Origin of the sequence: Falsirhodobacter halotolerans (genome assembly GCF_022899245.1) — a bacterium.
Taxonomy (GTDB): domain Bacteria; phylum Pseudomonadota; class Alphaproteobacteria; order Rhodobacterales; family Rhodobacteraceae; genus Falsirhodobacter; species Falsirhodobacter halotolerans.
In genome coordinates this window covers 68199-90623 of the sequence record NZ_JALJAZ010000003.1, presented here as the reverse complement: position 1 = coordinate 90623, position 22425 = coordinate 68199, and the positions used below count along the sequence as shown (strand labels likewise).

Sequence of the window (22425 nt, the reverse complement as noted above, 5' to 3'; positions counted from 1 at the left end):
CGGGTTCCGGGGCACATACCCCCATGCCAACGGCGGCGCAAGGGATGCCCCGCGCCGCCGTCATCACATCTGCCGACAGATCAGTTCAGGGGGACGGTGAAGAACAGCGTCTCGCCCGAGCTGTCATCGACGCCGTCATTGTCGGTCACGACAAAGGCGGTGCCGTCCTCGGCGATGGTCAGCCCTTCGACCTTGTCCACGACAAAGCCGTTCGTGCGGCGCAGATCGGGGATCAGATCGTGCACGGTCTCCTTCGCGATCACGGGGGCGGCGTCGAACGGGGCCGGCGTCAGATCGGCCAGCGCCACGCGGGTGATGGCCTTCAGGCGGGCGGCCTCGCCGATCAGGTTGTCCCGCTCGATCAGATAAAGGTGGTCGCCATGCACGGCCAGGTCCGACAGGCCGATCCAGCCCTCCTCGGCCGTGTCCAAGGGATAGGCGACGGCCCCCAGCCACGCCTGCGCCGTCGGGTCATAGGCCAAAAGCTTGGCCACGTTGTCGTCGCCGTCCCACGGGCGCTGCACGGCCAGCCAGACGATGCCGTCCACGACCACCACCCCTTCGAACCCATAGCGGGTGGCCCCGGCGGCCAGATCGTCGGGCAAGGTCACCTCGTCCGTGATGGCACCGTTCGCGTCCACGCGGATCAGGGCATGGGGCACGTCCTTTTCGGGATTGCCTTCGGACGCCAGCCAGAAGCCCCCCTGCCCGTCGGCCACGATCCCTTCCAGATCCAGCTTGTCCGCCGGCGCGCCGTCGCGGGTCACCACGGTTTTCGCCACGATCCGCGCGGGGGTCTGCGTGGGGTCGATGGTGAAGATCGCCGGTTGCGCGGCATAGACGCTGTCCGACACCGCCCGCAGCATGTCCCCGTCCAGAGCCAGCCCGGACAGCGCGCCCCAGCCGATCCCCGCATCGGCGGTCAGCATGGGATAGGCGGCCGGGCCGTCGCCGCCCTGATACACCATGACATGCGCCCGCGCGCCGCCATCCTCGCCCAGATCCGCCTCGTTGGCCGACACCAGCAGGTTCCGCTCCGGGATCGCCACCAGACCTTCGGGGCTGATCCCCGAGGGAAGGAGCTGCGTCAGAACGGGCGCTGCCGGGTCGGTCGCATCATAAACGCCGATCACCGATCCCCGCTCGGACACCACGAAGATATAGGGGGTGCCGTCGAACTCCGCGATCTCGATCGTTTCCGGCTCCACCCCTTTGGCATCGGACCGCTTGTCGGGGTAATGGCCGATGGCGGCGACGGCCAGTTCAAAGCTGTTGCCGGAATCGTACACCACACCCCCGTCGCGATCGAAGATGGTCCAGCCACGGCTGCCGCCCTTCCAGTCGCCCTCGTTCGCGGTGACGATGTGATCGGTGCCCAGCCACTTCACGCCATCGGGTTCGCGCGGCACGTCGGTCAGGCTGTCGGTGAAGTTCAGCGCCTTGTCGTCCTGCGCGTCGATGCCGTCCAGATCGACCGTGCCCGCACTGAAATGCGAGGCGACCCGACCGTCCGCCCCGATGATGATGACGTGGTTGTTTTCCTGCAACGTGACCACGATCTCGCCCGCGTCGTTCACGTCGACATATTCCGGTTCGGGGTCTTCGGGATGGATGTCGGCCAGACCCGTCACGTCGATGGTCTGCACTGCCGCGCAATCGATGGTGCCGTCCACGACCGGCAGCTTGACGACGAAACCTGCGGGCATCTGCGGCAGGGCGCCGTCATTCTCGTCCTCGTCACGCTGGTTTTCGATCGCGACGGCAAGGAAGCTGCCATCCTTGGCCTTTGCCACGGAATCGGGTTGGCCGCCCAGATCGCAGCTTTCCAGAACCTCCTCCGTGTTCAAATCCAGCATCCGCAGCGCGCCCGACGGCATGTCCAGATCCGTGGTCGTGTCCACGCCCACGAAGACGCGGTCGCCGATGATGACGGCGGTGGTCGGCTCGCCCTCCATCGCCACATTGCCCAAGGGTTTGGGCGCGGCGGGATCGGTGATGTCCACAAAGCCCAAGACCCCCAGCGGGCTGTCGGAATAGACAAGCGTCATGCCGTCCTCGGACACCGAGATGATCTCGGCCGAGGTTTCGCGTGCGCGGTCTTCGCCCATCGCCATGTTGTCCGGCGTGGCAAAGCTGGCGATGCGGTTGAACGTCGTGTCCGCCAGCGCCGGATGTGCGGCGACCAGCGCAAGGACGGACGTGAGAAGCAGGCGGTTCATGTAGGATCCCCATATGGCTTGCGCGGGGTGTGCGCCCGTTCCATGTCGGGGGTGCGACGAAATGACGACGGTTTCGTGACGAATGCGGCGCTTGACGGCGGGCGGCATTTCCGGCCCATGGAGGGCATGGAAAAGATCGCCCTTCCCGAACGCGCCGATTGGCCCGAAACCGCCCGCGCCCATGGCTTCACCTTCGCCGACATGCATGGCGAACCCTATTGGGACGAAACCTCGGCCTATCGCTTCACGCTGGAGGAGATCGAGACCGGGATCGAGGCCCCCGCGACCGAACTTCATGCCATGTGCCGCGAGGCGGTGGACGCCATTCTGGCCGATGAGGGCAAGATGGAGCGCATGGCCATCCCCCGCGCCCGCTGGGATTTCGTGGCGTCAAGTTGGAAGGCGTTCCACCCCGAACTCTATGGCCGGATGGATCTGGTCTATGACGGCACAGGCCCCGCGAAACTGCTGGAATACAACGCCGACACGCCGACCTCGCTTTACGAATCCGCCTCGCTGCAATGGGAATGGCTGGAACAGCAGGTCGAACGCGGCGCACTGCACCAAGGCGACGACCAGTTCAACCGCATCCATGAGGCGCTGGCCGAACGGTTTGCGGACATCTTCCCCGCCGATACCGACATCCATTTCGCCGCCGCCGAAGGCGTGGCCGAGGATTTCGCCACGGTGGAGGCGATGGCCTGGGCCGCGCGCGAAGGCGGCATGGGCGCGCATTACACCGACCTGGGCAAGATCGGCCTTTCGGATCAGGGCCAGTTCACCGATGCCGAAGATCGGGTGATCGGCACGCTGTTCAAGCTCTATCCGTGGGAAGATGCGTTTCTGGACGATTTCGGGGCGGCGATGGCCACTTCGGGCTGCCGCTTTCTTGAACCACCATGGAAGGCGCTGGTGTCGAACAAGGCGATCCTGCCCGTCCTGTGGGAAATGTTCGAAGGCCATCCCAACCTGCTGCCCGCCTTCCACCTGGACGATGTGGCGGGGGCCTTGCGCGACGGGACCGGTGGCCCCGCGATCTTCGATCGGGCGCGCGATGCGATGCGGAGCCACGTCATCAAACCGGTCTTTTCGCGCGAAGGGGCCAGCGTGGACATCATCGCGGGCGGGCAACCGCTGGAAATGGCCAAGGACCGCGCCTATGACGATCACCCAAAGATCGTGCAGGCCTATGCCCCCCTGCCGATGTTCGACGGGTTCCACCCGATCCTGGGCGCGTGGATCGTGGGCGAAACCTGTGTGGGGTTGGGTATCCGCGAGGATCGTGCCAAGATCACCCAAGACCTGTCGCGCTTCAAACCGCATCTGATCCGAGGCTGAAAGCATGAGCAAACGTTCCCGCACCGTCGCACTGACCCTGATGGGCGCGGCCTTCGCCCTGTCCGCCTGCCGGGAAGAGCAGTCGGACGTGACCTCCTTCCCCGACCTGGCCTCCTGCCGCGCGCAGGCGGAGGCGGGCAGCCTGACCTTCACCGCCGCCGATTGCGACGCGGCCTTTGCCCAGGCCGAGGCGGATTACACCGAGACCGCCCCGCGTTACGACGCGCTGGCGGTGTGCGAGGAGGAACATGGCGCAGGCAATTGTCAGGAGGCGAGCAACGGGTCGGGCGGATTCTCCTTCATGCCGCTTCTGGCCGGGTTCATGATCGGGCAGATGCTGTCGGGCCGGGGCGGGTTCATGAGCCAGCCGCTGGTCAACACCCCGAACGGACGCTACGCCACGCCGGGCGGCACCGGAATCACCTCGAACGCGGGCAAGGGCACCATGGGGGCGCAGGCGTTCCAGAAGGCCCCGACCACCCTTGGCCAACCGGCGATGAGCCGGGCCGACGTCGCCAGCCGGGGCGGCTTCGGGTCCAGCGGGGCGGCGCGATCCTCCTTCGGCGGCTAATGCCCGCCACCGCCTGAGGATTGCGGCTTCCTCATCAGGACCGCGCTGAGGGCCAGCCCCCCGAACAACACGGCCAGCAAAAAGAAGATGTCGATGAACGACATCACGCTGGCCTGACCCCGCACCCGCTGCGCCATCTGCGCGATGGCGGCCGCCGGATCGGTGATGCCCCGTGCCTCCAGCGCGCGTTGCATGGTGTCGATCTGGGCCACCGCCTCGGCATTGGCCCAGTTCACCGCTTCGGACAGCCGCTGGTAATGCAGGGCACTGCGGTCGGTCAGGATGGTGTTGATTGTCGCCAGTCCGACCGCCCCGCCAAGGTTGCGCATCAGGTTGTAAAGGCCCGAGGCCTGCTGCACCTTGCTGCGCGGCAGGGTGCCAAGCGCCAGGTTGTTCACCGGCACCATGCACAGCATCAACGACATGCCGCGCAGGATCTGCGGCACCAGCAATTCCCGGAAATCCCAGTCGGCGGTCAGCCCGGTCAGCATCCAGGTGGAGGTGGCAAAGCCCACGAAACCCGCAAACAGCATCAGACGCGGATCGACCCGTGCCGACAAGATCCCCGCGATCGGGGCCGTGGCGAACATCGCAAGGCCCGAGACGAACACCGTCTCGCCGATCATCAGGCTGTCATAGCCCCGGATCTGCCCCAGATAGAGCGGATAGAGATAGGTCAGCCCGTAAAGACCGATCCCCAGAACGAAGCTGAAAAGGCTGCCCAGCAGGAAATTCGTGTTGGAAAAGGCCGAAAGGTCCACCACCGGCTCGGGCCGGGTGAAGGCCCGCCACAGCGTCACGATGCCGCCCACAACCATCACCACCATCAGGATCGCCACGGTTCGGTCCTGCAACCAATCGTCCTTCGGCCCCTCCTCCAGCACGTATTGCAGGGCGCCCAAGCCTGCGGCCAGGGCGATCAGCCCCCACCAGTCGAACTTGCGCATCAGTTTCCAGTTCGGGCGGTCGAAATCGATCAGCAGCACAGCGCCGAGGGTCACGCCGATGCCGGGGATCACGTTGACCAGAAACAGCCAGTGCCACGACAGGGCCGAGCTGAGATACCCCCCCACCGTCGGCCCGATCGTGGGGGCGAGCGTCGCCACCAGACCGATCATGGGCGACACCATGGTGCGGCGGTTCGGGGGGAAGATGGTGAAGGCCGCGGCAAAGACCGACGGGATCATCCCCCCGCCCATGAACCCCTGAACGCCGCGCCACAGGATCATCTCGTTGATGGATGTGGATGTGGCGCACATGAAGCTGGCGGCGGTGAATCCGGCAGCGGACAGGGCGAACAGGATGCGCGTGGACATGACCCGGGCCAGAAAGCCCGACAGGGGGATCATCACCACCTCGGCGATCAGATAGCTGGTCTGAACCCAGCCGATGTCGTCCGGCCCCGCCGCCAACCCCGCCTGAATCTCGGGCAAGGAGGCCGAGACGATCTGGATGTCCAGGATCGCCATGAACATCCCGAAGACCATGATGAGGAAGGCGGCCATCCGGCGGGGGGTGAGAGGCGGAAACTCCTCGTCCACCGCGTCATCCCCCCGTGCGGCGGTCGACGGTCACGACGGCGGAGAGGCCCGCGCGCAATTGGCCCGTGGCAAGCGCCGCGTCGGGAATGGCGATGCGAACGGGCACGCGCTGCACCACCTTGGTGAAATTGCCCGTCGCATTGTCGGGCGGCAGAAGCGAGAACACCGCACCCGTCGCGGGGGCGAAGGAGGCGACGGTGCCGGTGAACTCCTGATCCGGCAGCGCGTCGAAGGTGATGTGCACCTGCGCGCCGGGGCGGATGTCGCCCAATTGGGTCTCCTTGAAATTCGCCTCGATATACAGGCTTTGGGCGGGAACGATGGCGGCCAGACGTGCGCCGGGGCTGACCAGATCGCCCACCTGCATGGCCCGGTTGGCCATCGTCCCGTCCACGGGGGCGCGCAGGACGGTCAGGTCAAGATCGCGTTGCGCCTGCCGCACGGCCAGTTGCAGCTGCCGCTGGTCGCCCACCGCTTCGGCCCGTTGGGCGCGCAGCACGGCGACCTGCGCCGTGGCGCTGGCGACCGCCGCCTCCGCACGCGACAGGTTCGCTGCGGCCGTCGCCTCGCCCTCATTCGCGGTGTCCACCTGCGCCTGCGTGCCCGCATTGCCGGCCAGCAGGTTGCGGGCACGTTCGGCCGCCGTGCGCGCGGTGCTCGCCTGGGCGCGGGCGGCGTTGCGGTCGGCCTCGGCCTCTTGCACCGCGGCTTCGGCGGCGGTGGTCTGCGCGTCGATCCGGGCCAGCGTCGCATCCGCCGTGTCATACCGGCTTTGCGCCGTGTCCAGCGCAATGCGGTAATCGCCGTCGTCGATCCGGGCGATCACGTCGCCTTCCGCCACCGTCTGGTTGTCCGCCACCGGAATCTCCGCCACATATCCCTGCACCCGGCTGGCGATCAGGGCGATGTCGCCTTGGACATAGGCGTCGTCGGTTTCGATCATGAAGCGGCCATGGGTCCACCACCGCCACCCGAACCCCGCGATGCCGATCACAAGAACCACGGCCAAGGCGATGAAGATGAAACGTTTTCGCGAATTCGGCTGGGCTTCGGCGGTGTCCGTCATGCGCTTTCTCTGGTTCCGGGACCGATCGAGATCTGCCGAATGGCAAATCCGAACGCTTCGGATACAAGCACCGCAAGCGCGCCGGTAAGCAATCCCCCCTGCATGACAAGTGCGAGATTCTGGGTGTTCAGACCCGCGATGATCACCTCACCCAGGCTGCGGGCGGCGATGGTCGATCCGATGGTCGCGGTGGACAGGGCGATGATCGCCGATATGCGCACCCCCTGAAGGATCAGCGGCAGCGCCAGCGGCAGTTCCACCCGCCACAAACGCTGGGCGCTGGTCATGCCGATGCCCGCCGCAGCCTCGCGCACCGATGGGTTCAGGGTGGCGAAGGCGGTCCGGGTGTTTTCGAAAATCGGCAACAGGCCGTAAAGGAACAGCGCGAGAATGGTCGGCCGCGCCCCAAAGCCCAGCATCGGCACCGTCAGCGCCAGAACGGCTACGGGCGGGAATGTCTGGCCGAAGCTGGTGATGGCCTGCGACAGGGGCAGGAACTCCGCCCCGGCGGGGCGGGTAACGAAGATGCCGAACCCGATGGCGACGATGGCGGACGGGATCAGCGCCGCCGCCACAAGCCCCAGATGCGACAGCGCCAGCGCCCCAAGATCGGCCCGGTCATAGATCGCCGCCCCCTGCCCCGCCAGCGGTTGCAGCAGCGGGCGAAACAGATTCGGCGCCAGCAGGAACGTCCCCGTCGCGATCAGCAGGATCAGGACGGCGATCCCCCTCATGCCGCGCCTGCCGCGATCACCGCCTCGCGCCGGAGACGACCGAGGGGGCGGCCTTCGGGCGTGGTGACGCGCAGGTCGGCATGGCCGCTGCGGATCATCAGCGCCAGGGCATCGGCCAGGGATGCGCTGTCGGCCACATCGGGCCCGGTCGAGGGTCCGGGTTCGACCAGCGCCTCCACCCGTCCCAGCGACAGGATGCGGAACGGGCGGTCACCTTCAGGAACAAGGCTGCGCACGAAGGGGGTTTCGGGGGCGGCAAGAATATCCATCGGGGTGCCGAACTGCTCGATCCGGCCGGCCCGCATCACGGCGACACGGTCGGCCAGACGCGTCGCCTCGGCCATGTCGTGGGTGATCAGCAGGATCGTCGTGCCCAGCCGGGCCTGAATCGCCGCCAGATCGGTCTGCGCCTGCGCCCGGATCGCCGGATCAAGGGCGCCGAAAGGTTCATCCATCAAAAGAACCGACGGCTCCGCCGCAAGGGCCCGCGCCACGCCCACCCGCTGCGCCTGCCCGCCCGACAGCTGATGGGGAAAGCGCGGCCCGATGACGTCGGGATCCAACTGCAACAGGCGCATCAGTTCGGCCACACGCGCGTCGATGCGATCCTGCGGCCAGGACAGCAGCGCGGGAACGCAGCCGATGTTGCGCGCGGCCGTCCAATGCGGGAACAGGCCGTGATCCTGAATGACATAGCCGATCCGGCGCCGCAGGTCGTGGGCGGGAATGTCGCGCGTGTCCACGCCGTCGATGCGCACCGTGCCGGATGTGGGCGTGACCAGCCCGTTCACCAGCCGAAGCAGCGTGGACTTGCCGGACCCCGACGTGCCCACGATGGCCGTGACCGACCCGTTTTCGATACGCAGCGACACGTCATCGACCGCGCGGGTATCGCCATAGTGTTTGGAGAGATTGTCGAGTTCGATCATCGGACCCCCTTGGTCAAATCGATCACCGCGCCCAGGATGATCGAGGCGCAAAAGGCCAGCGCGACGGTGGGCAGGGCCCCCAGAAGGATAAGGTCGGGGGCCGTCTGGCCAAGCCCCTGAAACACGAATGTTCCATATCCCCCGGCCCCGATCAGGGCGCCGACGGTGGCAAGACCGATGCCCTGCACCAGAACGATGCGCGCCCCCGTCAGGATGATGGGCAATGCCAAAGGCAGATCAACCTGACGCAGCCGCATCGTCTTGGTGAACCCCATGCCGCGCGCCGCCTCGACCACCGTGGCCGGGACGGCGTTCAGGCCCGCCACGGTGTTGGCCACCACGGGCAGCAGGGCGTAAAGAAACAGGGCGACCAGCGCGGGCGTCATCCCGATGCCGCCGATCCCCAGCATCCGCGCCCCCGGAACATGCGCCGCCACCCATCCCAGCGGCAGGATGAGCATACCGAACAAGGCGATGGACGGGATGGTCTGGATCAGGGTCAGGACCCCAAGGATCCCCCCGCCCGCCCGCGCCTTGCGCTGGCACAGGATGCCCAGCGGAACCCCCACGCCCATGGCCGCCAGAAAGGATCCGAAGGCGAGCGTCAGATGCCGCCCGCCCTCGGTCCAGAACACGGCGCGTCGCGCGGCGTATTCCTGCAGGATGGAGATGTGGTCCAGAACCCCGGTGGCAAACGTTGCCCCGATCAGCCCCGCTACGCCCGCCAGAAGGGCAAGGCGCAGCATCGGGCCGGGCTGCATCCGCGCAACGGCATCCATGATGAACAGGGTCAGCGCCGCGCCGCCGATCCAGAACCCGACGGCGGGCGAGACGCGCGCGGCGGGACTGGCCTCCGCCATTTGCCCCGCCGCGCCCATGCCCAAGGCCCAAATCCAAAGGCAAAGCCCCATCCCCGCCAGCGCGCCGCGGATGGGGGCACGCTGCGTCAGAACAAGCGCGCCGACGATCGCAAGCCCAAGGGCCGTGCCGCCCCAGCCGAAAACCTGATGCAGATGCAGGGCCTCCGGCTGGGCGATCCGGTTGGGGCGGACCCCGACAAAAGGCAGCGCCAGCGCCGCAAGGGCCGGCAGGCCCAAGACCAACGAAAGCGCGCCGGACCGTTTCACGGCGTCAGAAATCCGTTTTCCGCCAGAAACTCGGTCGCCACCTGTTCGGCCGGAAGGCCTTCGACCTGAACCCGCCCGTTCAGGGACTGCAACGTCTCCAACGTCAGGGCGTCGAAGACGGGGGCAAGCCGCTCGGCCATCACGGGGTATTCCTCCAGCACCTCGTTTCGGATGACGGGGGCGGGCTGATACACGGGCTGCACACCCTTGTCATCCTCCAGCACGGTCAGATCGGCGAAGGGAATGGCCCCGTCCGTGCCATAGACCATGGCGGCATTGGCCCCGCTGGTGTTGTTCGCCGCCGCCTGGATCGTGGCCGCCGTGTCACCGCCCGACAGGACGATCAGTTGATCGGCGGTCAGGGCGAACCCATAGGCGGTCTGAAACGCGGGCAGCGCGGGGGCCGAGTTCACGAATTCGGACGACGCGGCCAGTTTGACCATGCCGCCCTCCGCGATCCACGTGCCGAAATCGCTCAGCGTGCGCAGGTTCTCCGGTTCCGCCACATCGTCGCGCAGGGCGATGCCCCAGGTGTTGTTGGCGGGGGCGGGCGTCAGCCATGCCAGATCGTTCGCCTCCGCGTCCAGATCGCGCGCCTTGGCATAGGCGGCGGCGGCGTCCTTCCACACCGGATCATCGGCGAGTTCGAAGAAATATGCGGCGTTTCCGGTGTATTCGGGATAAATGTCGATCTCGCCCGCCAACAAGGCCTGACGCACGATGGGCGTCGCCCCCAGTTGCAGGCGGTTCTGGACCGGCACCCCGGCATCATCCAGCACCGCAAGGATGATATTGCCAAGAACCCCCCCTTCGGTGTCGATCTTGGAGGATACGACGACCTGCGCCGTCGCGGGGCCGGACGCCAGAATCAGGGCAAGGGCTATCGTCTTTACGGTGGGCATGGGCGTGTCCTGTAACGCGGGTGTGACCAGATGATATGGCGATCCGCAGGCACGGCCAGAAATTTCGAAGAAACCGCAGGTTCGTCCGCACCGATTTGTGGCGCGGACGGCCCCGATGCCGCAGGTCAGAGGGCCTGGCGTCCCCGCCCTTCCGGCGCCAGCTGGATCGCATAGCGGATGGCGGCGACCAGGCTTTCATACCGCGCGATGCCCTTGCCCGCGATGTCGAATGCCGTCCCGTGATCGACCGAGGTGCGGATGATGTTGTCGTTCAGGCCCACGGTGATGTTGACCCCTTCGTCGATCGACTGAACCTTGACCGGCCCATGCCCCTGATCGTGGTAACAGGCCACGACCACGTCGAAATCCCCCCGGCTTGCGCGATAGAACAGCGTGTCGGCGGGCAGCGGCCCTTGAACGTCGATGCCGTCGGCTTGGGCGCGTTCGATGCCGGGGATCAGCTTTTCTTCCTCCTCCCCCTCACCGAACAAGCCGTTTTCGCCCGCATGGGGGTTGATGCCGCACACGGCGATGCGCGGGTTCGCCTGCCCGGCCGCCGACAGCGTGTCATGCGCCAGCTTCACCACCTGATACGTCCGATCGGGTGTGATGCGGCGGATGGCCTCGATCAACCCGACATGGGTCGTCAGGTGGATGACCTTCATCTTGGGCGTCGCCAGCATCATGGAGTAGCTGTCGGTGCCCGTCAGTTCGGCCAGAATCTCGGTATGGCCAGGGAACAGGTGCCCGCCCGCGTGAAGCGCCTCCTTGTTCAGGGGGGCGGTGGCGATGGCGGCAACGGTATGGGCCTGCGCCATTTCCACTGCGATGCGCAGAAATTCATAGGCGGCATGGCCCGCGCGCGGATCGACCTTGCCGAAAGGCAGGTCGCCGACATCCAGCCCCGGATCGACGCAGATCGCCACATCGGTCGAAGGGTCCGCCGGAAGGGGGGCGCCGGGGGCGACCTTCACGATCTTGAAGGTCGCGCCGACGATCTCGGCCGCGCGGGCCAGCATGGCCGCGTCGCCCACGACGATGGGGCGGGCCATGGCATGGGTGGCGGGATCCGCGATCGTGCGCGCGACGATCTCGGGGCCCACGCCGCACACGTCCCCCATGGTGATGGCGATGATCGGCTTCATCTCGGCCTCGGTCATGTCAGGATCCTTTCAGCGGTCGTCGTGGATGGGATCGGGATCGCGCAGGCCGGTTAGGTCCGTGCGCGTCACCAGAAACGAGATGTAGAGCGGCATGAGGATGGCCGTCGTCACCACGGACGCAGCCACCTGCACCGTCGCCAGTTGCGACAGCGCCGCAAAGGCGGGGTTGGCGGCGGCGATCGCCACCGGGGTCGCGACGGCGTTGCCCGCGGTGGAGCCTTCGGCCGCCCCGACGATGGGGTTCCAGCCCAACATGCGGAAGACAAGGTATCCCGCCGTGCCGGTCACGAACACCGTCAGCACCCCGATCAGGACGCCCGACAACCCGCCCGCCAGAATGGCCGAAAAGCTGATGTTCATCCCAAGGGCAAAGGCGAAGAAGGGGATAAGCATGTCGCTTCCCTTGGCCAGGAACGCACGCATGTTGCCGTCCAGATTGCCAAGGACCATCCCCACCAGAATGGGCAGCAGCACCGACACGAAGGTCACGATGGAAAAGAACCCGTCGACGAAGCCCATCGCGCCGAAGATCGCCAGCGCGACCATCGTCAGGAACGGCCCGTCGTTCAGCGCCAGCAGGGAATAGGCCGCCTTGTCGTCCGCGCGGCCATATTGCCCCACGATGGCGACATACAGCCCCCCGTTCGAATTGGTCATGGCCGCGATGATCGCCAGCGGGACCATGCCGAAGAACAGCCCGTTCTCCCCCGCCAGCAGGAAGGCCAGAAGACCCACCGCCGCGCCGACAAGCCATTTCACGACCAGAAGCGTCGCCCCCTTGGCCGCCGCGGTGCCGACATTCGACAGGTTGATCTGCGCGCCCGCGCACAGCAGGAACAGGGCGATCAGCGTGCTTGCGCTGTTGACGAACAGGGCTTCGGTGAAATTGCCGATCCGCAGCAGATCGGGCGCCAGCGTGTTGATCGTGGCCCCAAGAAGAAGCGGCACGACCATCATGCCGCCGGGAATGCGTTCGAGTGTCGCCTTGATCTGCATGAATCCTCCGCCATTGGGGCCGCAGGGCGGGAACACCCGGCTGAGGCCGATGGCACATCCTTGGCCCAGATTGACCGATCATGCAACCCGATGAACGCTGCTGGCATCTTTTGACCGATGTTGACCGCCCCCGCGCGCCCGCCTAGGGTTGCGTTTTTCGAAGGATGGGTCATGCTTCCCGCACAACGCCGCGCCCGGATCATCGAAATCCTGCGTCGGGACCGCATCGTGGCGCTTCCCGATCTGGCGGCGCAGGTGGGGGCCTCGCTTTCGACCACGCGGCGGGATGTCGAATATCTGTGCCTGACGGGCCATCTGACCCGCACGCATGGCGGCGCGATGATCAATTCCAGCGGCGAACGCGCGCGCGAGACGGAGCCTGCCATCTCCTCCCAGATCGAACGGGGCGCGAAGGACCGCATCGGCCAGCACGCCGCCGCCCTGATCGAGCCGGGCCAGACCGTCCTGTTCGACAGCGGCAGCACCACCGCCGCCTGCGCCCGCGCCGCGATGAAACGCGGGGTGCCGTTCACCGCGACCACCAACGATCTGATGATCGCCGCCACCTTGGCCCCCGCCACGCAGATCGAATGCCACATGCCCGCCGGTCGGGTGCGGCACGGATCGGACACGCTGATCGGGGCGGCCTGCCTTCGCGACCTCGGACGCCTTCATGCCGACATCGCGTTCCTCGGGGCCCACGCCGTTGCGATCGACGGCCTCTCCGACACCTCGATCGAATTGGCCGAGATCAAGCGCGGCATCGTCGCCGCCGCGGACACCGTGATCCTTCTGGTGGACAGCAGCAAGATCTTCACTCGCGCCTTCTGCCGGTTCGCGCATGTGACCGAGATCGACCGGATCGTCACGGACGACCGGATTTCCCCGCAGGCCCTGGGCGATCTGCGGGCCACCGGCGTGGATGTGGATATCGTGCCCCTCTGACACACATGCCGCGCCCCGAGGGAACCGAAGGCGCTGTACGCGTGTTATCCTTGCATGAGTGATTTATCGCGACAGGAGGGTTCCATGGGCGAGATGGTAGACAAGGCAAAGGCAGCTGGAAACAAGCTGGCCGGCGGCGCGAAGGATGCGATCGGCAAGGCGACCGACAATCCCGATCTTCAGGCCGAAGGCAAAGCCCAGAAGGCCAAAGGCGCGGCACAGGACGTGTCGGGCACGGTCAAGGGCAAGCTGGGCGACAACGTCTGAAGCCCGCAGGAACGATACAGAGGCCCCGCATCTGCGGGGCCTTTTTCATATCGTGGGGATGGATCAGAATCCGGTGCCGAAACAGGCCGTCTCATCCGTCCAAGCGCGCATCTGACCCGACAGGGTCAGCCCCAGGCCGGGGCGGTTCGGCACGATCATGCGCCCGTCCTTCACCTCCAGCCGGTGTTCGAACATCGCTTCGGACCATTCGAAATGCTCGACCCACGGCTCGCGCCCATAGGCGGCGGTCAGGTGCAGGTGGATCTCCATGCAGTAATGCGGCGCGAGTTGCAGCTTGTGGTGATCGGCCAATGCACAGATTTTCAGGAACGGCGTGATCCCCCCCACGCGCGGCGCATCGGGCTGGATGAAATCGACGGCGTTATGGCGGATCAGTTCCCAATGCTCGGCCACCGAGGTCAGCATCTCTCCCGTCGCGATGGGGGTGGCCAGCTCGGCGGCCAGCATCGCGTGGCCTTCGGCGTCATAGGCGTCCAGCGGCTCTTCGATCCAGGTCAGGTTGAATTGTTCGGCGATGCGGCCAAAGCGCAGCGCGGTCGTGCGGTCCCATTGCTGGTTCGCGTCGATCGCCAGCGGCACATTGCCGCCGACATGGGCGCGAATGGCCTCGATCCGCTGCAGGTCGATCATCGGGTCGGGCTGCCCCACCTTCAGCTTGATCGCCCCGATCCCCTGATCCAGCGCGGCGGTGACCCGGTCCTTCACCTCGGCGATCTCCATCGACAGGAACCCGCCGGAGGTGTTGTAGCAGCGCACGGAATCGCGGTGCGCGCCCAACAACTTCGCCAGTGGCAGGTCGGCCCGCCGCGCCTTCAGATCCCACAGCGCGATGTCGAACGCGGCCAACGCCTGCGTCGCCAGACCCGACCGCCCCACCGACGCGCCCGCCCAATTCATCTTCTCCCACAACCGGGCGATGTCGCTCGGATCCTCGCCCAGAAGGGCGTCGGCGATCTCGCACGCATGAGCGTATTGCCCCCGCCCGCCCGCACGTTTGGAATAGGAATAGCCGACCCCTTCGAACCCCTGCTCGGTTTTCAGTTCGCAGAACAGGAACGCGATCTCGGTCATTGGCTTTTGCCGCCCGGCCAGAACCTTCGCGTCCGATATGGCGGAGTGCAGCGGCAGCGTGACGCGTGACAGGCGGATCCCCACCACGCGGTCGGTCGTGGCCTCGCCCGGGGGAAGACCGGCATTCAGGGGATTCACGGGCAGAAGGCGTTTGCCGTCGGCAAGATCGAACATGGGGAACATCCTTTGGGTTGCCCCTCGTGATACGCCTGTCTTACATATCAGTCTAATATCAAGGTTGGATGGGTTCGATGTCGATCATGTATCGTCATGCTTGATCTGGTGCATGTCCGGTCCTTTGTCGCGGTGGCGACGGAACGGCATTTCGGTCGCGCGGCGGCCAAACTGAGCCTGTCCCAACCCCCGCTCAGCCGACATATCATGCTGCTGGAGGGGCGCTTGGGCGTTCGCCTGTTCTACCGCGCGCGCACGGGCGTCACCCTGACCCCGGCCGGCCAGACCTTTCTGACCGAGGCGCGCCGCCTCCTGAACCAGGCGCAGGCCGCCGAACTTTCGGTGCGCGCCCGCACTGAAGAGCCTGAGGGCACGATCCGGCTGGGATTCTACGGCGCCGCCGCGTTCCGCCTTTTGCCGCGCGTGATCCTTGCAGTGCGGGACCGATATCCCCGCATCCGGCTGGACTTGAAGGAACTGGATGCCGCCGGTCAGCGGGAGGCCTTTGCCTTCGGGCGGCTTGACATGGGGCTGGTCCGCCCCTCGCCCCAGCCCGACGGGCTGCGCACCGACATCGTCCTGCGCGAACGGCTGGTCGTGGCGATGCCCGCCAACCATCCCCTTGCCCGCCGCCGCACGGTTCGGCTGGCGCAGATCGACGGGCTGCCCTTCATCGGATATTCCACCGACGCGCCGTATATGCACGACCTGATCCGCCGCACGCTGTCCGCCCACGCTGTCGCCCCCGATGTCGTGCAGGGCATGGCGCAGGCGCGGGCCATATTGTCGCTGGTGGGTGTGGGGCTGGGTGTGGCGATCCTGCCGGCACATGCGCGCTTTGCGGGGGGTGACGGCGTGGTGTTCCGCCCGCTTGCCCCCGCCCCCGATATGGCCCTTACCCATCTGATCGGCATCGAGGATCCCGGCCGCCCGATCCTGACGCTGGTCCGCGACGTGGTCCGGGACGTCGGACGCGCGCTGGAACAGGACGGCGACCCACCGCCCGCGTTGCATCGCGGCACGGTTCCGTTACACCTGCCCCACAGTGGATCAAAGGGACGACCGCGCGCATGACCAAAATGACTATCCTAGGCCTGAGCGTGGCGACCCTTCTGTCGGGATGCGGGATATTCCAGCGTCACACCGAACTCGACTGCATGGAGCGGGCGATGTATTTCGAAAGCAACCGATCCAGCCGCGACGGGATGGTGGCCGTGGGCAGCGTGGTGATGAACCGCGTCGAATCTCCCGCCTATCCGGGCACCGTGTGCAAGGTCGTGGCCCAGAAGAACCAGTTCGCCCCCGGTGTCATGTCGCGCAAGATGAACACCGCCTCCGCCCCCCGCCTGCGCGAGGCGGCGCGGGCCGTTCTGCGCGGCGAACGCCACCCGCTGGTGGGGAACGCGCAGTTCTTTCACGCCGCCTCCTATCGCGCGGAATACACCAACATGCATTACGTCCTGACCACGGGCGGCAACGCGTTTTATGAACGCAGGCCGCGTGCATTGGTCACGCAACCGGTCCCCCTGCCCGCGCGCGAGGGGATGACCGGCTGGTAGATCCAGCCCCGCCCTGAATTGGATCACCTTATTCCGACAAAACTTGTCAATTTCATTGACAGCGCCGTGAACGCAGGTCAGAGGATGGGCATTCGTCGATAACGGGGGCCTTCACATGACCAATTCCGCACGTTCCATCCTGCTTGCCGGGGCAAGCCTTCTGGCCGTCGGCACCGCACAGGCGCAGGACAGCGACCGGGTCATCGTCCTCAGCCCCATCATCGTGCAGGCCGACGATGTCGCGGGATATGTCGCGACCGGGGCGCAGGCCGCAAAATCCACCTTGCCGGTGGACGAGATTCCCCAGTCCCTGTCGGTGGTGACGGAGGATCAGATCGACGATCAGGGCGCCGAACGCGTGGGCGCGGCGCTAGGCTACACCGCCGGTGTGCTGGCCGAACCCTTCGGCCGCGACCCCCGGTTCGATTCCCCGCGAATCCGGGGATTCGACGCGAATGGCGCGCAATATGTGAACGGCCTGCGCCAAGGCCGGTTCTTCGGCGCGGCGGCGCAGGAGATTTACGGCCTGCAACAGATCGAAGTGCTGCGCGGCCCTTCCTCGACCATCTACGGCGCGGGATCGCCCCTTGGCGTGATCAACATGGTCCAGAAACGCGCCCGGTCCTTCGATTTCGGCGAGGTGGGCGTGGGCACCGATTCCAACGGCAGCGCGCAGGCCTTCTTCGACGCCAACCGCGCCCTGTCGGACACGCTGGCCCTGCGCCTGACCGGCATCGCCCGGGATGAGAACACGCAGATCGAGGATCTGGACAACAAGGGCGGCTATCTTGCCGGGGCCCTGCGCTGGACGCCCGACGATGCGACGACGGTGGACGTGCTTCTGAATTATCAAAAGGACGCGCCTCTGTCGCCGACGGGTGTGCCCTTCGCCCTGACCGAGGTGGCGGACGGCAAGGACCTGCGCGATCTTTACACCGGCCAGAAGGATTTCGACGACAGCGATCGTGAAATGATCAGCTTCGGGGTGGAGATCAGCCACGATCTGGGCAACGGCTGGACGCTGGGCCAGGGTCTGCGTTACGAGACGTTCAACTGGAGTTACGACGGCACCTATGCCAGCGCCTATACAGGGGGGGACATCTTCTCCCGCGGGTCCAGCCGCCAGCGCGAGAATACCGACACGATCAGCCTTGATACCCGCCTGTCGGGACAGGTGGTCACGGGCGATGTCAGCCATCAGCTGCTGTTCGGCGCCGATATCCGCAAATACGACGCGTTCGAAAGCAGCCAGTTCGGCACCGCCCCCGCGATCAACTGGCGCACGGGGCAGAGCGTGGGGGGCGAACGCGCGTTCTTTGCCCCGAACGCGGGCGATGTCGTGCTGCGTCAGGCGGGGGCCTATGCGCAGGACGAGCTGAGCTATGGCAACTGGCGCGGGGTTCTGGGCCTGCGCTATGACTGGGTGGAGCAGGAGGGCGAACGCTATGGCGCGGCGTCCGAGTTCAAGGACAACCAGCTGACCGGGCGCGTCGGGCTGTCCTATGTCATGGCCAATGGCGTCACACCCTACGGCACCTATTCCACCTCGTTCGATCCGCAGGCGGGCACGGATATCGAAGGCGGCGCGCTGAAGCCGACCAAGGGCGAGCAGCTGGAAGTGGGTGTGAAATACCGCCCCCTCGGGTTTGACGGCCTGTTCACCGCCGCCCTTTACGACCTGCGCCAGACGGATGTGAACCGCACCGTGGAGGAAACGATCGGCGGCGAGGTCCGTCGTGGTTTCCGCCAGATCGGCGAGGTGAAATCCCGAGGGCTGGAACTGGAGGCGACCGCCCAACTGGCCGAGGGCTGGTCCGTTCGCGGCGGCTATGCCTACAACAAGACTGAACAGGTGGCCCCGAACGGCGATCCGCTGAACGGCAACGAACTGGCCGACGCGCCCAACCACCTGGCCAGCCTGTGGGTCGATCACGACTTTGAAAACGGCATCAGCGCGGGCGCGGGCCTGCGGTATATCGGCGACCGGTATCGCAACAACGCCAATGCCAGCAAACTGGAAAGCGTGACGCTGGTGGATCTGGCCCTGCGCTATGACTGGGAAAACATCCGCACCTCGGTGAATGTCCAGAACGTCACGGACGAAGTGTATGTCAGCGCCTGCGGCTTCTCCTACTGCTCCTATGGCGAGGGGCGGACCGTGTCGGCCAAAGTCGCCTACACTTGGTGATCACGCGCCGCGCCGTTCTGACCGCCGCCGGCGTGATGCTGGCGGCGTCCACCTCCGGGGCGCTTGCGGGCGGGCGCCCCCGGCTGGCGGCGATCGACTGGGCGATGATGGAAACCGCCATCGCCTTGGGCCACATGCCGGTGGCGGGGGCCGAACTCATCCGTTACCGCGCCGATGTGGGGCAGCCCGCCATTCCCCCCGATGTGGTGGACCTTGGCCTGCGCGGCGCGCCGAATTTCGAACTTTTGCAGCTTGTCCGCCCCGACATGATCCTGTCCTCCCCCTATTACACGCAGTTCGAAACGCGGCTGCGGGCGATTGCGCCCGTGTTGTCGCTGACATTCTTTGCCCAGGGCGAACCGCCTTTGCCGCGCGCGCTGGCCGCGTTGTCCGATCTGGCGCGCGACATCGGCGATGTTGCCGCCGGGGCGCGCGCCCTGTCCCGGACCGAGGCGCGGTTCGATGCCCTGAGCGTTGAACTGGCCCGTTTCAACGATCGGCCGCTGGCCCTGATCGACATCGGCGACGCGCGGCACATGCGGGCCTTCGGACCCGACAGCCTGTTCGGCAGCACCTTGGCGCGGCTTCACCTGACCAACGCGCGCAGCCAGCCGACGGCGTTCAGCTTCATGGCCCCCGTTCCGATTGAAACACTGGCCAAGATGCCCGAGGCGCGGATCATCGTCATCGGCCCCCCGCCCCCCGCCGCGCGTCGCGCCCTGCGGGGCAGCGTGCTGTGGCACGCCCTGCCGCCCGTGGCCGAGGGGCGCGTGCACGTTCTCCCCCCGCTCAACCCGTTCGGGGCCGTGCCCTCCGCCCTGCGGTTCGCCGAGGCGCTGGTGCAGGCCCTGAAGCGCGGACCCGAGGAGATCGCATGATCCGCAGCGCGGCCATCGGCGGCGCCATGACGCTGGCGGCAGGCCTGTGGCTTCTGGCCGCCATCCCGCTTGCGGGGGGGCACTGGCCGCCCTTCCCCTTCGATCCGGCAACGATGACGCTGGATCAGATCCGGCTGGCCTTCGGGCTGATGCCGCGTGGGGTGATGGCGCTGATCGCGGGGGCGATGCTGGGCCTGTCGGGCGCGGTTCTTCAGGTCGTGCTGCGCAATCCGGTTGCCGATCCCACCACGCTGGGGATTCAGTCCGGCGCGCAGGTGGCATTGGTTTTCGGCACCATTGCGGCCCCCGGCCTGATGGATTACGGACGCTGGCCGCTGGCCTATGGCGGGGCGGCGCTGGCGGCGGCGCTGGTGATGGGCATCGGGGCACGACGCGCCTTCGCCCCCGTGACGATGGTGATCGCGGGGATGCTGGTGGGGATGACCTGCAGCGCCATCGCCACCGCCGTCACCCTGTCGCAGGGGGAATACCTGCTGTCGCTGGTCATCTGGAACGGCGGATCGCTGGTGCAGCAGGACTGGTCCGGGGTGCGCACGCTGCTTGCGATCCTGATCGTGGGGGCGGCGGTGGCGGCGGCCTTGGCCCGCCCGCTGCGCGTCCTGTCGCTGGGGGTGCAGGGGGCGCAGGGATTGGGGCTGAACGTCCGTCTGATCCGCTTCCTTGCGGTGATGGTGGCGGTGGTCATGGCGGCCTCCGTTTCGGCCGAAGTGGGGCTGATCGCGTTCGTGGGTCTGGCCGGACCGGCGGTGGCCCGCACCCTGGGGATACGCGGCATCGGCCATCTGATGATCTGGTCGGCGCTGAGCGGGGCGGTTCTTCTGTCGCTCAGCGATGGGGTGGTGCTGATGCTGGCCGGGCGTGGGGCCGAGAGTTTTCCGACCGGCGCGCTGACCGGGCTGATCGGCGGCCCCCTTCTGATCGCGCTGCTGCCACGCCTGCGGGGATCGACGCCGCCGGGCACCGAACAGGCCGAGGGTGTGATCCATCGCGCCCGCCGCCCCCTGCGGCGGATGCTGGGCATGGCGGCGGGGATCATGCTCGCGGGGATGGTGTTCCTGTGGGTCGGCCGTCTGCCGGGCGGTTGGGCGGTTCTGGACCGCGACAGCATGGCCGCCTTCCTGCCGTTGCGCCTGCCGCGCCTTGTGGCGGCCACGGCGGCGGGGGCGGCGCTTGGCCTTGCGGGCGCGATACTGCAGCGGTTGACCGCGAACCCCCTCGCCTCGCCCGAGGTTCTGGGCGTGTCGGGCGGGGCCGCGCTTGGCTATGCCGCGACGGTCCTAGCGCTGACCACCCCCGGCATCGTCGCGTTGTCCGTTGGGGCGATGATGGGGGCGGCGGGCGCTTTGGGGGTGGTCGCCCTGTTCACGCGCCGCCGGCAGATGCCGCCCGAACGCATCCTGCTGGCCGGGATCGCCGTATCGGCGCTGGCCTCGGCGGTGCTGGCGACGATCATGTCCGTCGGGGATACGCGGGCCTTCGTCATTCTGGCCTGGCTGTCGGGATCGGCGGCCTCGGTGACGCCGCTTGGCGCGGCGGCGCTGACGGGCGTCGTCGCCGTGGTGGCGGGGGCGGCGGTCGCGGCGCGGCGCTGGCTGGCCATCCTGCCCCTGGGCGCGGGCATCGCCGATGGGGTGGGTGTGGGCACCGTGCAGGCGCGGCTGGCCCTGATCCTGACGGCGGGGGTCGCCATCGGGGGGGCCACGATCCTTGTCGGCCCGCTCAGCTTTGTCGGCCTGATGGCGCCGCACATGGCACGCCGCCTGGGCCTGATGTCGCCCGGCGCGCATCTGGCCGGGGCCGCGCTGATCGGGGCGGGTCTGATGCTGGCGGCCGATTTCGGTGCCCGCATGGCCGGATTCCCCTATGAATTGCCGCTTGGCCTGTTCGCGTCGCTGATCGGCGCGCCCTGGCTGATCGGCCTGATGATGAGACGGGTGCGATGACGCTGTTTTCCCTGACCGATCTGACCGTGGATGTGCCCGGCCGGCGCCTCCTGCACGGGCTCACGCTGGAGGTGCCGAAGGGCAAGCTGGTCGCGCTGATCGGGCATAATGGGTCGGGAAAATCGACCCTGCTGAAGACGCTGGCGCGGCAGATGCCCACCTCGGGCGGGGCGGTGCGGCTGGATGGGCGCGATCTGGGGGCGTGGTCCGCCCGGGCGATCGCCCGCCGTCTGGCCTTTCTGCCGCAGGCGACCCCGCCCGCCGACGGGATGACCGTGGCGGAACTGGTAGCACTTGGGCGCTACCCTTGGCACGGCGCGCTTGGCCGGTTCACCCCCGACGATCACGCGGCGGTGGCGCGCGCCCTGTCCGAATGCGGGGTGGCGGGGCTGGCCGATCGCCTTGTGGACACCCTGTCGGGGGGCGAACGGCAGCGGGCATGGCTGGCGATGATGGTCGCGCAAGGGGCCGAGGCGCTGCTGCTGGACGAGCCGATTTCGGCGCTGGATGTCAGCCATGCGGTGGAGGTGATGACATTGGTCCGCGCCATGTGCCACGATCAGGGGCGCAGCGCCGTGGTCGTGTTGCATGAGGTGAACATGGCCGCCCGCTATTGCGACCATGTCATCGCCCTGCGCGACGGGGCCGTGGTGATGCAGGGCACGCCCGCCGACCTGATGCGCCCGGACACCCTGCGCCATGTCTATGGCCTGCCGATGACGGTTCTGACGCGACCGAACGGACCGCCGGTTGCCGTGCCCGCGTGATGCGG

At 67.1% G+C, this 22425-nt stretch carries 20 protein-coding genes; 10 read left to right on the top strand and 10 right to left on the bottom strand.

The features are described from left to right. Positions 1-80: 80 nt before the first annotated feature. Positions 81-2219 carry an esterase-like activity of phytase family protein gene (locus tag MU449_RS15090; protein WP_244739506.1) on the bottom strand — a complete coding sequence of 713 codons (2139 nt, stop codon included), beginning with the start codon at positions 2217-2219 and terminating at the stop codon, positions 81-83. A 126-nt stretch (positions 2220-2345) separates the two neighbouring features. Here MU449_RS15090 and MU449_RS15085 point away from each other — a divergent pair, with 126 nt between their 5' ends. Next, a complete protein-coding gene (locus MU449_RS15085; protein ID WP_244739687.1) occupies positions 2346-3557 on the top strand; it encodes a glutathionylspermidine synthase family protein in 1212 nt (403 codons plus the stop codon). A gap of 4 nt (positions 3558-3561) precedes the next feature. Further along, entirely contained in the window at positions 3562-4128 is a 567-nt protein-coding gene (locus MU449_RS15080) for a DUF1190 domain-containing protein (protein ID WP_244739505.1), read from the top strand. On the opposite strand, the gene MU449_RS15075 is transcribed toward MU449_RS15080, so the two are convergent. From MU449_RS15075 to MU449_RS15040, 8 genes are all read right to left on the bottom strand, one after another. Further along, positions 4125-5669 carry a DHA2 family efflux MFS transporter permease subunit gene (locus MU449_RS15075; RefSeq protein ID WP_244739504.1) on the bottom strand — a complete coding sequence of 515 codons (1545 nt, stop codon included), beginning with the start codon at positions 5667-5669 and terminating at the stop codon, positions 4125-4127. The two genes, MU449_RS15080 and MU449_RS15075, sit on opposite strands and share 4 nt — an antisense overlap. A gap of 4 nt (positions 5670-5673) precedes the next feature. Continuing rightward, positions 5674-6735 carry an HlyD family secretion protein gene (locus MU449_RS15070; RefSeq protein ID WP_244739503.1) on the bottom strand — a complete coding sequence of 354 codons (1062 nt, stop codon included), beginning with the start codon at positions 6733-6735 and terminating at the stop codon, positions 5674-5676. Beyond that, a complete protein-coding gene (locus tag MU449_RS15065) occupies positions 6732-7469 on the bottom strand; it encodes an ABC transporter permease (protein ID WP_244739502.1) in 738 nt (245 codons plus the stop codon). The genes MU449_RS15070 and MU449_RS15065 overlap by 4 nt, the downstream gene beginning before the upstream one ends. Further along, complete coding sequence (locus MU449_RS15060) at positions 7466-8398, bottom strand: ABC transporter ATP-binding protein (protein WP_244739501.1); 933 nt, start codon at positions 8396-8398, stop codon at positions 7466-7468. The genes MU449_RS15065 and MU449_RS15060 overlap by 4 nt, the downstream gene beginning before the upstream one ends. Further along, the gene (locus tag MU449_RS15055) at positions 8395-9525 is read right to left on the bottom strand and encodes an ABC transporter permease (RefSeq protein WP_244739499.1); all 1131 of its coding nucleotides are present in this window, start codon (positions 9523-9525) and stop codon (positions 8395-8397) included. Before MU449_RS15055 ends, MU449_RS15060 begins: the two co-directional genes overlap by 4 nt. Further along, on the bottom strand, positions 9522-10427 hold the full coding sequence (gene osmF, locus MU449_RS15050) for a glycine betaine ABC transporter substrate-binding protein OsmF (RefSeq protein WP_244739498.1): 906 nt from the start codon (positions 10425-10427) through the stop codon (positions 9522-9524). The genes MU449_RS15055 and osmF overlap by 4 nt, the downstream gene beginning before the upstream one ends. Positions 10428-10552: 125 nt before the next feature. Then, on the bottom strand, positions 10553-11587 hold the full coding sequence (gene pdxA, locus MU449_RS15045; protein WP_244739496.1) for a 4-hydroxythreonine-4-phosphate dehydrogenase PdxA: 1035 nt from the start codon (positions 11585-11587) through the stop codon (positions 10553-10555). A 12-nt stretch (positions 11588-11599) separates the two neighbouring features. Beyond that, positions 11600-12586, bottom strand: coding sequence for a 2-keto-3-deoxygluconate permease (locus MU449_RS15040; RefSeq protein WP_244739495.1), 987 nt, complete (start codon positions 12584-12586; stop codon positions 11600-11602). A 171-nt stretch (positions 12587-12757) separates the two neighbouring features. On the opposite strand from MU449_RS15040, the gene MU449_RS15035 reads away from it, so the two are divergent. Further along, positions 12758-13531, top strand: a complete 774-nt coding sequence (locus MU449_RS15035; protein WP_244739494.1) for a DeoR/GlpR family DNA-binding transcription regulator — start codon at positions 12758-12760, stop codon at positions 13529-13531. An 84-nt stretch (positions 13532-13615) separates the two neighbouring features. Beyond that, positions 13616-13798, top strand: a complete 183-nt coding sequence (locus MU449_RS15030) for a CsbD family protein (RefSeq protein WP_244739493.1) — start codon at positions 13616-13618, stop codon at positions 13796-13798. A 63-nt stretch (positions 13799-13861) separates the two neighbouring features. On the opposite strand, the gene MU449_RS15025 is transcribed toward MU449_RS15030, so the two are convergent. Continuing rightward, entirely contained in the window at positions 13862-15064 is a 1203-nt protein-coding gene (locus MU449_RS15025) for an L-talarate/galactarate dehydratase (RefSeq protein WP_280517801.1), read from the bottom strand. A gap of 96 nt (positions 15065-15160) precedes the next feature. Between MU449_RS15025 and MU449_RS15020 the strand changes: the two genes are divergently transcribed. The 6 genes from MU449_RS15020 to MU449_RS14995 all read left to right on the top strand — a co-directional run bounded on the left by MU449_RS15020 (position 15161) and on the right by MU449_RS14995 (position 22420). Continuing rightward, positions 15161-16138 carry a LysR substrate-binding domain-containing protein gene (locus tag MU449_RS15020; RefSeq protein WP_244739492.1) on the top strand — a complete coding sequence of 326 codons (978 nt, stop codon included), beginning with the start codon at positions 15161-15163 and terminating at the stop codon, positions 16136-16138. Then, positions 16135-16623 carry a cell wall hydrolase gene (locus MU449_RS15015; RefSeq protein ID WP_244739491.1) on the top strand — a complete coding sequence of 163 codons (489 nt, stop codon included), beginning with the start codon at positions 16135-16137 and terminating at the stop codon, positions 16621-16623. The genes MU449_RS15020 and MU449_RS15015 overlap by 4 nt, the downstream gene beginning before the upstream one ends. Before the next feature lie 115 nt (positions 16624-16738). Next, complete coding sequence (locus MU449_RS15010) at positions 16739-18811, top strand: TonB-dependent siderophore receptor (RefSeq protein ID WP_244739490.1); 2073 nt, start codon at positions 16739-16741, stop codon at positions 18809-18811. Positions 18812-18846: 35 nt separating this feature from the next. Further along, positions 18847-19689: an ABC transporter substrate-binding protein gene (locus MU449_RS15005; RefSeq protein WP_244739686.1), complete on the top strand. Its 843-nt coding sequence runs from the start codon at positions 18847-18849 to the stop codon at positions 19687-19689. Further along, a complete protein-coding gene (gene fhuB, locus MU449_RS15000) occupies positions 19686-21653 on the top strand; it encodes a Fe(3+)-hydroxamate ABC transporter permease FhuB (protein WP_244739489.1) in 1968 nt (655 codons plus the stop codon). The genes MU449_RS15005 and fhuB overlap by 4 nt, the downstream gene beginning before the upstream one ends. Next, entirely contained in the window at positions 21650-22420 is a 771-nt protein-coding gene (locus tag MU449_RS14995) for an ABC transporter ATP-binding protein (RefSeq protein ID WP_244739488.1), read from the top strand. The genes fhuB and MU449_RS14995 overlap by 4 nt, the downstream gene beginning before the upstream one ends. The last annotated feature ends 5 nt before the right edge of the window (positions 22421-22425 follow it).

Excerpts from the sequence above, each read along its gene's own strand:
- MU449_RS15090 (WP_244739506.1), bottom strand. The coding sequence starts at position 2,219 with ATGAACCGCCTGCTTCTCACGTCCGTCCTTGCGCTGGTCGCCGCACAT.
- MU449_RS15085 (WP_244739687.1), top strand. The coding sequence starts at position 2,346 with ATGGAAAAGATCGCCCTTCCCGAACGCGCCGATTGGCCCGAAACCGCC.
- MU449_RS15080 (WP_244739505.1), top strand. The coding sequence starts at position 3,562 with ATGAGCAAACGTTCCCGCACCGTCGCACTGACCCTGATGGGCGCGGCC.
- MU449_RS15070 (WP_244739503.1), bottom strand. The coding sequence starts at position 6,735 with ATGACGGACACCGCCGAAGCCCAGCCGAATTCGCGAAAACGTTTCATC.
- MU449_RS15065 (WP_244739502.1), bottom strand. The coding sequence starts at position 7,469 with ATGAGGGGGATCGCCGTCCTGATCCTGCTGATCGCGACGGGGACGTTC.
- MU449_RS15060 (WP_244739501.1), bottom strand. The coding sequence starts at position 8,398 with ATGATCGAACTCGACAATCTCTCCAAACACTATGGCGATACCCGCGCG.
- osmF (WP_244739498.1), bottom strand. The coding sequence starts at position 10,427 with ATGCCCACCGTAAAGACGATAGCCCTTGCCCTGATTCTGGCGTCCGGC.
- pdxA (WP_244739496.1), bottom strand. The coding sequence starts at position 11,587 with ATGACCGAGGCCGAGATGAAGCCGATCATCGCCATCACCATGGGGGAC.
- MU449_RS15040 (WP_244739495.1), bottom strand. The coding sequence starts at position 12,586 with ATGCAGATCAAGGCGACACTCGAACGCATTCCCGGCGGCATGATGGTC.
- MU449_RS15035 (WP_244739494.1), top strand. The coding sequence starts at position 12,758 with ATGCTTCCCGCACAACGCCGCGCCCGGATCATCGAAATCCTGCGTCGG.
- MU449_RS15030 (WP_244739493.1), top strand. The coding sequence starts at position 13,616 with ATGGGCGAGATGGTAGACAAGGCAAAGGCAGCTGGAAACAAGCTGGCC.
- MU449_RS15025 (WP_280517801.1), bottom strand. The coding sequence starts at position 15,064 with ATGTTCGATCTTGCCGACGGCAAACGCCTTCTGCCCGTGAATCCCCTG.
- MU449_RS15020 (WP_244739492.1), top strand. The coding sequence starts at position 15,161 with ATGCTTGATCTGGTGCATGTCCGGTCCTTTGTCGCGGTGGCGACGGAA.
- MU449_RS15015 (WP_244739491.1), top strand. The coding sequence starts at position 16,135 with ATGACCAAAATGACTATCCTAGGCCTGAGCGTGGCGACCCTTCTGTCG.
- MU449_RS15010 (WP_244739490.1), top strand. The coding sequence starts at position 16,739 with ATGACCAATTCCGCACGTTCCATCCTGCTTGCCGGGGCAAGCCTTCTG.
- MU449_RS15005 (WP_244739686.1), top strand. The coding sequence starts at position 18,847 with ATGCTGGCGGCGTCCACCTCCGGGGCGCTTGCGGGCGGGCGCCCCCGG.
- fhuB (WP_244739489.1), top strand. The coding sequence starts at position 19,686 with ATGATCCGCAGCGCGGCCATCGGCGGCGCCATGACGCTGGCGGCAGGC.
- MU449_RS14995 (WP_244739488.1), top strand. The coding sequence starts at position 21,650 with ATGACGCTGTTTTCCCTGACCGATCTGACCGTGGATGTGCCCGGCCGG.